Below are 9111 nucleotides of genomic sequence, written 5' to 3' on the forward strand. Positions count from 1 at the left end.
TACGCCAAGTCGGAGGGGTTCACGGTCACCACGAACTGAGGATTACCGCAGGGCAACAATCAGGGGGTGCCCCTCGGCGGCGACGCCGCCCCGGGGCACCCCACCCGTGAGATCGAAAGGACCGAGCTTCCATGACCGACCAGATCGTGCAGGGCGGGGCGTCGACGACGCGCCGACTGCGGCCCCGCAGGGGGCGCATCGACGGGCAGCATCCGCCGCGTGCCCGCGGCTCCAAGGTCAGGCAATGGCCAGGAGCGGTGTTCATCGCGCCGCACATGCTGATGCTCGGACTGTTCATGCTCGTGCCGACCGTGTACGCGATCTACACGAGCCTGTTCACCAGCCGTCTCGTCGGGGGGACGGCGTTCTCCGGGATGGCGAACTACGCCACCGTGCTCCAGTCGTCCGAGTTCTGGAGCGGCGTCATCCGCGTTCTCGTGTTCGGCGTCATCCAGGTGCCGGTCACCATCGCCATCGCGTTCCTGTTCGCGGCCATCTTCGACGCCGGGATCGTGCGCTTCAGCCGCTTCTTCCGCACCGTGTTCTTCATCCCCTTCGCGGTGCCCGGTGTCGTCGCCTCCGTGATGTGGTCGTTCCTCCTGCTGCCGGGGTTCGGGCCGTACGCCCAACTGGCACGGGTGCTGGGGTTCGGCGACGTGAACTTCTTCTCCAGCAACCTGATCCTGCCGACCATCATCCTCATCGTCATCTGGGAGTGGACCGGCTACAACATGACCATCCTCTTCACCTCGTTGAAGTCGATCCCGCGCGAAGTGACCGAGGCCGCGATCATGGAGGGCGCGTCTCTCTGGCGCATCATCGTGCAGATCAAGCTGCCGATGGTGATGCCCTCGATCGTCATGCTCGCCTTCCTGAACACCGTCGGCGCGCTGCAGCTCTTCACCGAACCGTCGATCCTGTCCGCCTTCCAGCCGCAGGCCATCTCATTCGGCTTCACGCCCTCCCTGTTCGTCTACAACACGGCCGTCGGCAGCGGTCAATACAACCTCGGAGCCGCGGCCGCCGTCGTGCTGGCCGTCATCATCGGGCTGATATCCGTCGCCGGATTCGCCTTCCGCCGCAGAAATGGAGAGTTCCGATGAGCCGCAGACCACGCCAGGCTCCCGATCTGGTCCCCGCACATCTTTATGGGCTCCGCCGGGGCACCTCGACCCTGCTCACCATCCTCAGCGCGCTGTTCGCGGTCTTCGTGCTCGCGCCGCTGGTCTGGCTGCTCATCAACGCGACGAAGAACCAGGCGAACGTGTACGGGAGCTTCGGGTTCTGGTTCTCCGGTCCGTTCCGCCTGTTCCAGAACATCGCGGCGCTCGGTCGGAACATCAGCGGCACCGGCATCTTCGTCAACTGGCTGGGCAACACCCTGCTCTACGCCATCGTCGGCGCCGTGGGCGCCACCATCCTCTCGGTGCTCGCCGGCTATGGATTCGCGCGGTTCCGCTTCCGCGGCGCGAACGCCCTGTTCTTCCTCGTGATGGCCACCATGCTCGTGCCGATCACCTCGCTCGCTCTCCCGCTGTTCCTGGTCTACGCGAAGGTCGGGCTGGTCAACTCCATCTGGGGCATGATCCTGCCGAGCATGGTCTCGGTCGTCGGGATCTACCTCATGCGCACCTTTGTGGAGGCGTCCGTCCCCAAGGACCTGATCGAGGCGGCCAGGATGGACGGCGCGAGCGAGCTCGGCATCTTCATCCGCATCGCCCTCCCGCTGTGCATCCCCGGCCTGATGACCGTGCTGCTCATCACGGTCGTCGCCGTCTGGAACAACTACTTCCTGCCGCTCATCATCTTCAGCAAGAGCGGTCTTTATCCGCTGACGGTCGGGCTCTCCTCGCTGTCCCAGGCCGCCGAGACCGGCACGAAGGCCGACCTCGTCCCCGTGCTCATCACCGGAGGCCTGGTCACCGTCCTGCCGCTCATCGTCCTGTTCCTTCTGCTGGAGCGCTACTTCCGAGCGGGTGCCCTGCAGGGCAGCATGACCGGCTGACCCTGCACGTCCCCACCCGCCGCCTTCGGCCATCCATCACCACCATCTATCTGGAGAACTCATGACGTCCATCCGCCCCGAATACCCACGCCCCCATTTCGACCGGTCACACTCGTGGCTGAGCCTCAACGGGCAGTGGGACTTCCGCCGGGACGCAGAAGGCACATCCTCTGCCGCCGAGCTGGCCGACGGCGCCGCGACCTGGAACGAGCAGATCGTCGTGCCGTTCGCGTGGGAGACCGAGGCGTCCGGCGTCGGCGCGCACTGGCTGGCCTGCGGCTGGTACCGGCGCGAGATCGAGGTGCCCGCCGGCTGGACGGGGCAGCGCATCGTGCTGCACTTCGGCGCGGTGCACCACGCCGCCAGCGTCTGGGTCGACGGGACCCCGGTCGGAGAGCACGAGGGCGGTTACACGCCGTTCGAGCTCGACATCACGGATGCGCTGCGGGGCACGCGGGGCACGGTCCTCGTGCGCGTCTCCGCGCCCCTCGACAAGCGGTACATCGTCCACGGGAAGCAGCGGAGCATTCCGCGCGACGACTATGACAACTGCTCGTTCACCCCGAGCAGCGGGATCTGGCAGTCGGTCTGGCTCGAGGCCCGGCCGGCGACCTACATTGCCCAGCTGAGTCTTGTCCCGTCCGCCGATCTCGCCGGGATCGAGGCGCGGATTGAGCTCGCGGGGCCGCGGGCCGGCGCGGCGAGTGTGCGGCTGACCGTCGAGGGCGAGGAGTCCGTCGTGGTGGAGACATCCGGCGCCGGCGCGATCTCGACGGTCCTGCCCATCCGGTCGCCGAGGCTCTGGCGACCGGAGGACCCGAACCTGTACGTCGTCGCCGTCGAGGCCAGCTCGGCCGACGGCACCGATGCGGTGTCGAGCTACACCGGCCTGCGCAGCATCGCCGTCGACGGCGAGGCGCTCGTTCTCAACGGCGAGCGCCTGTACGTGCGCGGTGTGCTCGACCAGGGCTACTGGCCGCGCACCGGGATCACCGCGCCGGACGACGACGCCTTCGTGACGGACATCCAGCTCGCCCGGGAGGCCGGATTCACGGTCGTCCGCAAGCACCTGAAGCTCGAAGACCCGCGGTTCCTCTACCACGCCGATCTGCTGGGGATGCTGGTCTGGGCCGAGCCGGCCAGCACCGGGCGATTCTCCAGGGAATCCGCCGCGCGCTTCGAAGCGCAGATCGAGCCGATGGTCCGTCGTGACGGAAACCACCCGAGCATCGTGGTGTGGGGGCTGTACAACGAGGAGTGGGGCCTCGACTGGGACGTGGCGGGAGATCCCGACAAGCAGGACGCGGTTCGCCGCGCGTTCGCCCTGCTGAAGTCGCTCGATGCGCAGCGTCCCGCCGTCGACAACTCCGGCTGGTCGCACGTCTCCACCGACATCGTCGACTGGCACATCTACGACGAGACCCCGGAGGGTTGGGCTCGTAAGCTGCACGGCCTGCTGGTCGACCGGGAAGCCACCTTCCCCGTCGGGATCGGCCCCGGCATCATCGTCGACAAGCCGGTCATGGCGGCCGAGCCGGTGACCGCCGACGGGAAACCCCACCTGAACAGCGAGTTCGGCGGAGGGTTCACCAGCGTGGAGCGCGGGTGGAACCTGCGCTGGCAGACGCTCGAGCTGCGCCGTTACGACCGGCTGTCCGGCTACGTGTGGACGGAGCTCTATGACGTCGAACACGAGATGGCCGGCCTCTATGACGCCGATCGGAGGCTCAAGGACACCGGCGGCAGCCGGCCAGCCGACACGAATGCCGACACGGTGCTCATCCCGTCCATCGTTCCCGAGGCTCCTGGCCGGGATCTCGTGACCGGTGCGACCGGACTCGTCGAGTTCGAGGTGTCCCTCTCCCACCACGGTGTCGCACCCGTCGAGGGCGATATCGTCACGCTGTGGGGCGCACCGCTCGGGACGATCGCGAGCGATCGGATCGTCCAGGCGAAGCCGGCGGCCACGGCGTGCGCGGAGCCCTACCGGCTCGGCACGCCCGTCCCGATCTCCGAACGCATCCCGGAGGGCGTCGACTCCGCACGCCTCCACATCGCGCTGGTCCACAAGGGCGAACTCCTCGCGAGCACGGCCGTCGACGTGGTGCGCTAGGCCGGTGCCCCCCGGCGCACGGGCCGCACGCGCCGGAGGTGAGGCGAACTTGGTGTGCTCTGCATCGTTGAAATATGCTGTGACGGATGAGTGGGGGAGGTAACGATGGCCGCTCGTCTGCGTGATGTCGCCGAGCGTGCGGGCGTCTCCATCCGCACCGTGTCCAATGTGGTCAACGGCTACGCACCGGTCTCGGACGAGAAGCGGATCCGCGTGGAGACCGCCGTCGCCGAGCTCAGCTACCGGCCGAACGTCACGGCTCGCAACCTCAAGCACGGTCGCAGCGGGCTGATCGCGCTGGTGGTGCCCGAACTGGACGTCGCCTACTTCGCCGAGCTCGCTCGCGCGGTCGTCACCACGGCTCGGGAACACGGATACACCGTCGTCGTCGATCAGACGGACGGCGAGCCCGATCGCGAACGCGAGCTCATGATGCGCGACGGCAGCGCGGCGATGTTCGACGGCGTCATCCTGAGCCCCCTGGCGTTGTCGCAGGCGGACCTCGCCAGGCGGGACGCGGCCAGTCCGCTGGTGCTGCTCGGCGAACGCATCGCCGACAGCGGCTACGACCATGTCGCGATCGACAACGTCGCCGCAGCGGATCTCGCCACCTCCCACCTGTTCGGCCTCGGCCGCACGAGGATCGCCGCGATCGGCGACCAGCCGTACGAGACCGGCGAGACGGCGCAGCTGCGCACCCGTGGGTATGAGCAGGCGCATCGACGACGCGGCCTCGAGGTCGATCCCACCCTCGTCGTCCCGACGCGCCGCTTTCATTTCTCGGATGGCGCGGAGGCGATGCAGACGCTGTTGAGACATCCCGACGGCCCGCCGGATGCCGTGTTCTGCTTCAACGACCTCGTCGCGCTCGGGGCGATTCGCGTGCTGCTCGCCGCCGGCCTCCGGGTGCCGGAGGACGTCGCCGTCGTGGGCTTCGACAACATCGAGGCGGGGAAGTACTACACCCCCTCGCTCACGACGGTCGCTCCCGACAAGGGGGCGATCGCCCGGCTGGCGGTGGAGCGTCTGGTCGCGCGGCTTGCCGGTGAGGTGGATGAGGCCCCGGTGGAGCTGTGGGCGGAGCACGAGCTCATCGTCAGGGAGAGCACGCTCGGTCGGGCTGCCGCGAACTGAGGCACACTTCGCCCTCGATCGTCGACGGTCCCGGTCGACCCGAGTCGAGGCACCTACGGGAATCGAACCCGTGTAAACGGTTTTGCAGACCGTTGCGTAACCACTCCGCCAAGGCGCCGTGCCTCTCTCACGGTAGCCGCACCGTCATCCGATGTGGTGAATGTTACGGGCCGTCGACTCCGGTCGATCCGATGACGAGGGACTCGACCCCCGGCAGATCATCGAAGTGTGCTTTCCTGTCGGAGGTCAGGATGATGCGCTTCGTCGCCACTGCGGTCGCGGCGATGATGAGGTCGTGCGCTCCGCGTGTCGTCCCGGTGCGATGGACATGAGCGAGCAGCCGACCATGGGCCTCTGCCGTGGCGAGGTCATAGGGTTCGACCGGCATGACTTCCAAGACGCTGAGCAGGAATTCGGTGCGAGCGGTTCGATGCTGGTCACCGGCCAACTCGATTCCCGTTCGCAACTCGGCGACCGTGATGGCGGCGATGACCAGGTCGTCGTCCTCGTCGACCGTCGTACGGAGCGCCTGCCGTCCGCGTTCGGAGGCGATCAGGACACCCGTGTCGACGATCAGTCTTCGGACCATACCGGCCCGTCGAGGACGACCGCTTCTCGGGCGGCGGCGACATCCGCTGCAAACCCGTCGTCAGTTTCCCGGGATTCCATCAGACCGAGGAACTCCCCGCCGTTGCTTCTCTGTGCCGGCGCTATCGTTGCGATTCTGCGACCGCCGCGAGTGATGACAACGGTTTCACCCCGCTCGGCGTCATCGAGGATCGACGCAAAGGATCGGCTGGCCTCGGTTGCGGTGAGCGTGCGCATATAGTCAGATTATCTGATTCGGCCGCGTCCGTCAGCCCTTCGCGACCGTCTGTCTGCCGAGCCCGACGGCGGGCAGCAGCACTCCATCGATGAGCGAGATGAGGAACTCGCGGTCGACGGGCTTCCTCAGGATCAGCACCCGGTAGGCGGCCATCGACGGACTGATGAGGGAGAGCGTCTCGACGTCGCAGTCGGGGGAGATCTCGCCGCGCTCGATGGCCCGGCGCATGAAGAGGCGATTCACGGATGCCCGGGGCTCGACAATGGCCGCGTTGGCGGCATCGGCGAGCTCCGGTGCCCTGGAGAGCATCGACGTGAGCCCGGCCATGATCTGGAGCTTCTTCTCGCCGTCCTCGATGGAGTGCGGTTTGATCATCGCGACGAGGTCGCCGCGTAGCGTGCCGGTGTCCGGCAGTTGGGAGTAGTCGACGTCGCCCTTCTTCATGCAGGCGACGGCGTCGATGACGAGCTCGCCCTTGGACTGCCATCTGCGGTACAGGGTGGCCTTGCCCGCCTTGGCGCGTGCGGCGACCATGTCGATGGTCATGCCGTCGTAGCCGGTCTCGGCGAGGATCTCGAGGGCGGCATCCAGGATCTCGGGATCCCGGCTGTGGTCGCGTTTGCGGCCGAGTTTGTGGGTCTGCTCCGAGGGGTGCAGCTGCGTCATTGCGGCGACCTCCCTTTCTGGCCTTTCAATCGGGGCCGTATGTTACTAACATACTAATTCAGGAACTGTTAATATCCGAAACTGGATAGTTTCGTATATAGTACCGTTCATGTCTTCGTCTTCTTCCCTCACCGCGGACGCCCCCGTCGCCTCCGTGGCCCCCTCCCGTCGCTGGTGGACGCTCGTCACCGTCGCCCTGGCCCAGCTCATGGTCGTGCTCGACTCGACCGTGGTCAACATCGCGCTGCCCTCGGCTCAGACCGATCTCGGCTTCTCGAACGGCGACCGTCAGTGGATCGTCACCGCCTACTCCCTCGCCTTCGGCAGCCTGCTGCTGCTCGGCGGCCGCCTCTCCGACCTCATCGGTCGCAAACGGACCTTCATCATCGGGCTGATCGGCTTCGCCGGTGCATCCGCCCTCGGCGGCGCGGCGGGCAGCTTCGGGATGCTCGTCGGCGCCCGTGCCCTGCAGGGTGCCTTCGGCGCGCTGCTCGCCCCCACCGCTCTCGCCGTGCTGACGACGACCTTCACCATCCCCAAGGAGCGTGCCCGCGCCTTCGGTGTGTTCGGAGCGATCGCCGGAGCGGGCGGCGCCGTCGGGCTGCTGCTCGGCGGTTTCCTGACCCAGGACTTCGACTGGCGCTGGAATCTCTACATCAACGTGTTCATCGCCATCATCGCGATCATCGGCGCCTCCCTGTTCGTCACCTCCATCACCCGCACCGGCCCGCGGCCGAAGCTCGACATCCCGGGAACCCTGCTCGTCTCCGGCGCGCTCTTCAGCCTGGTCTACGGGTTCTCCAACGCGGAGTCCGACGGCTGGGGCTCGGCGCTCACCTGGGGCTTCCTCGGGGCATCCGGCATCCTCCTGATCGCGTTTGTCCTCTGGCAGCGCAGGGCCGTCCATCCGCTGCTCCCGCTGTCGATCGTCATCGATCGCAACCGTGGTGCGGCCTTCAGCTCGGTGATGATCGCCGGCGCCGGGATGTTCGGGATCTTCCTGTTCGTCACCTACTACCTGCAGACGTCGTTGCACTTCACACCGATCCAGACCGGGCTCGCGTTCCTGCCGATGATCGCCATGCTGATCACGGCCGCCCAGCTGTCGACGAACATCTTCGTGCCGCGGTTCGGGCCGAAGATCATGGTGCCCTTCGGCATGATCCTCGCCGCCATCGGGATGGTCTACCTCACCCGCCTCGACCTCACCAGCACCTACGCGGCGGACGTGCTTCCGGCGCTGCTGATCCTCGGCTTCGGGATGGGGTCGATCATGCCGGCCTCGATGCAGACGGCGACCCTGGGCGTCGACCGTGGACACGCCGGCGTCGCCTCGGCCATGGTCAACACCAGCCAGCAGGTCGGCGGCTCGATCGGAACGGCGCTGCTGAACACGCTCGCCGCGACGGCGGCCACGGACTACATCGCCTCGCACCTTCCGCTGTCCGCGACGGTGGCGGCGGAGGCCGCGGTTCACAGCTACGCGACGGCCTACTGGTGGGGCGCCGGGTTCTTCGCCTTCGGAGCCGTGCTGGCCGCCGTGCTGTTCCGGCGGCGTGGTGATGGGCTTTCGCTCTCGCACCATGTGCCCACCGCCACGACGACGAGCACGACGGAGGACGAGCCGGTCGTCGTGCACTGATCGCGTGCGTGGCCGGCGGCGGGAATCCTTCCCGTCGCCGGCTACAGCAGCGCGGTGGTGGGAATGGCCAGCCCGCCGTCCCAGCGGATGCCCTCGAGGCTGCGGACGACGAGGGTGGCGGCGGTGGACGATGCGCTCTCGCCGACACCCACCACGGCCTTCGCGCCGGCGATGAGCCCGGCACGGATGCCCGTCGGGCTGTCCTCGAAGATCACGCAGTCCGCGATCGAGACGCCGAGGCGCTCGGCGGCGAGCAGGTAGCAGTCCGGGGCGGGTTTGCCGTGTTCGACGTCGCTCCCGTCCACGATCACGGCAGGGATCGGGACGCCGGCGACCTGGAGCCTGCGAGAGGCGAGTCGCGTCGACGCCGAGGTGACGAGAGCCACACGATCCTCCGGAATGGTCCTGACCAGCTCGCTCGCCCCGGGGATCCCGAGGATGTCCCCGGCCGTGGCCAGCTCGAGCTCCTCCACCTCCGCCACCGACTGCGCCGTCTCCTCCGGCGGAAGGAACATTCCGACGGTCTCCGCCGCGCGACGGCCGTGGATGCCGTCGAGCACCGCCGCGGCGGACAGCCCGTGCCGCTCCGCCCATTCGGTCCAGGCGCGTTCGCCCGCCTCGCGGGAATCGACGAGCACACCATCGCAGTCGAACAGAACGGCCGCGCAGGCGAGAGGGATGATTTCGGATGAACCGCTCACGGCACTCACGTTACTCGGCGGTCG

General features: G+C 67.6%; 9 protein-coding genes and 1 tRNA gene. 5 read left to right on the forward strand and 5 right to left on the reverse strand.

Going from position 1 to position 9111, the window contains the following annotated elements:
- Positions 1 to 131 precede the first annotated feature (131 nt).
- The 4 genes from VGC18_RS04250 to VGC18_RS04265 all read left to right on the forward strand — a co-directional run bounded on the left by VGC18_RS04250 (position 132) and on the right by VGC18_RS04265 (position 5252).
- Positions 132 to 1103, forward strand: a complete 972-nt coding sequence (locus VGC18_RS04250; RefSeq protein WP_331094561.1) for a sugar ABC transporter permease — start codon at positions 132 to 134, stop codon at positions 1101 to 1103.
- Positions 1100 to 2005 carry a carbohydrate ABC transporter permease gene (locus VGC18_RS04255; protein ID WP_331094563.1) on the forward strand — a complete coding sequence of 302 codons (906 nt, stop codon included), beginning with the start codon at positions 1100 to 1102 and terminating at the stop codon, positions 2003 to 2005. Before VGC18_RS04250 ends, VGC18_RS04255 begins: the two co-directional genes overlap by 4 nt.
- A gap of 61 nt (positions 2006 to 2066) precedes the next feature.
- Complete coding sequence (locus VGC18_RS04260; RefSeq protein WP_331094565.1) at positions 2067 to 4118, forward strand: glycoside hydrolase family 2 protein; 2052 nt, start codon at positions 2067 to 2069, stop codon at positions 4116 to 4118.
- Positions 4119 to 4223: 105 nt separating this feature from the next.
- Positions 4224 to 5252, forward strand: coding sequence for a LacI family DNA-binding transcriptional regulator (locus VGC18_RS04265; RefSeq protein ID WP_331094567.1), 1029 nt, complete (start codon positions 4224 to 4226; stop codon positions 5250 to 5252).
- A gap of 47 nt (positions 5253 to 5299) precedes the next feature.
- Here the strand turns inward: VGC18_RS04265 and VGC18_RS04270 are convergent.
- From VGC18_RS04270 to VGC18_RS04285, 4 genes are all read right to left on the reverse strand, one after another.
- A tRNA-Cys gene (locus VGC18_RS04270) sits at positions 5300 to 5370 on the reverse strand.
- 45 nt (positions 5371 to 5415) lie between these two features.
- Positions 5416 to 5841, reverse strand: a complete 426-nt coding sequence (locus VGC18_RS04275; RefSeq protein WP_331094569.1) for a PIN domain-containing protein — start codon at positions 5839 to 5841, stop codon at positions 5416 to 5418.
- Positions 5826 to 6077 carry a type II toxin-antitoxin system prevent-host-death family antitoxin gene (locus tag VGC18_RS04280; protein WP_331094571.1) on the reverse strand — a complete coding sequence of 84 codons (252 nt, stop codon included), beginning with the start codon at positions 6075 to 6077 and terminating at the stop codon, positions 5826 to 5828. Before VGC18_RS04280 ends, VGC18_RS04275 begins: the two co-directional genes overlap by 16 nt.
- A 31-nt stretch (positions 6078 to 6108) precedes the next feature.
- On the reverse strand, positions 6109 to 6744 hold the full coding sequence (locus tag VGC18_RS04285) for a TetR/AcrR family transcriptional regulator (RefSeq protein WP_331094573.1): 636 nt from the start codon (positions 6742 to 6744) through the stop codon (positions 6109 to 6111).
- A gap of 109 nt (positions 6745 to 6853) precedes the next feature.
- On the opposite strand from VGC18_RS04285, the gene VGC18_RS04290 reads away from it, so the two are divergent.
- On the forward strand, positions 6854 to 8386 hold the full coding sequence (locus tag VGC18_RS04290; protein WP_331094575.1) for an MFS transporter: 1533 nt from the start codon (positions 6854 to 6856) through the stop codon (positions 8384 to 8386).
- 41 nt (positions 8387 to 8427) lie between these two features.
- On the opposite strand, the gene VGC18_RS04295 is transcribed toward VGC18_RS04290, so the two are convergent.
- Positions 8428 to 9111, reverse strand: a 684-nt coding sequence (locus VGC18_RS04295; RefSeq protein WP_331094576.1) for an HAD-IA family hydrolase, incomplete at its 5' end; no start/stop codon positions are given.

It is taken from the genome of Lacisediminihabitans sp., from assembly GCF_036404185.1.
Classification (GTDB): Bacteria; Actinomycetota; Actinomycetes; order Actinomycetales; family Microbacteriaceae; genus Lacisediminihabitans.

Excerpts from the sequence above, each read along its gene's own strand:
- VGC18_RS04265 (WP_331094567.1), top strand. The coding sequence starts at position 4,224 with ATGGCCGCTCGTCTGCGTGATGTCGCCGAGCGTGCGGGCGTCTCCATC.
- VGC18_RS04290 (WP_331094575.1), top strand. The coding sequence starts at position 6,854 with ATGTCTTCGTCTTCTTCCCTCACCGCGGACGCCCCCGTCGCCTCCGTG.
- VGC18_RS04275 (WP_331094569.1), bottom strand. The coding sequence starts at position 5,841 with ATGGTCCGAAGACTGATCGTCGACACGGGTGTCCTGATCGCCTCCGAA.
- VGC18_RS04280 (WP_331094571.1), bottom strand. The coding sequence starts at position 6,077 with ATGCGCACGCTCACCGCAACCGAGGCCAGCCGATCCTTTGCGTCGATC.
- VGC18_RS04260 (WP_331094565.1), top strand. The coding sequence starts at position 2,067 with ATGACGTCCATCCGCCCCGAATACCCACGCCCCCATTTCGACCGGTCA.
- VGC18_RS04285 (WP_331094573.1), bottom strand. The coding sequence starts at position 6,744 with ATGACGCAGCTGCACCCCTCGGAGCAGACCCACAAACTCGGCCGCAAA.
- VGC18_RS04255 (WP_331094563.1), top strand. The coding sequence starts at position 1,100 with ATGAGCCGCAGACCACGCCAGGCTCCCGATCTGGTCCCCGCACATCTT.
- VGC18_RS04250 (WP_331094561.1), top strand. The coding sequence starts at position 132 with ATGACCGACCAGATCGTGCAGGGCGGGGCGTCGACGACGCGCCGACTG.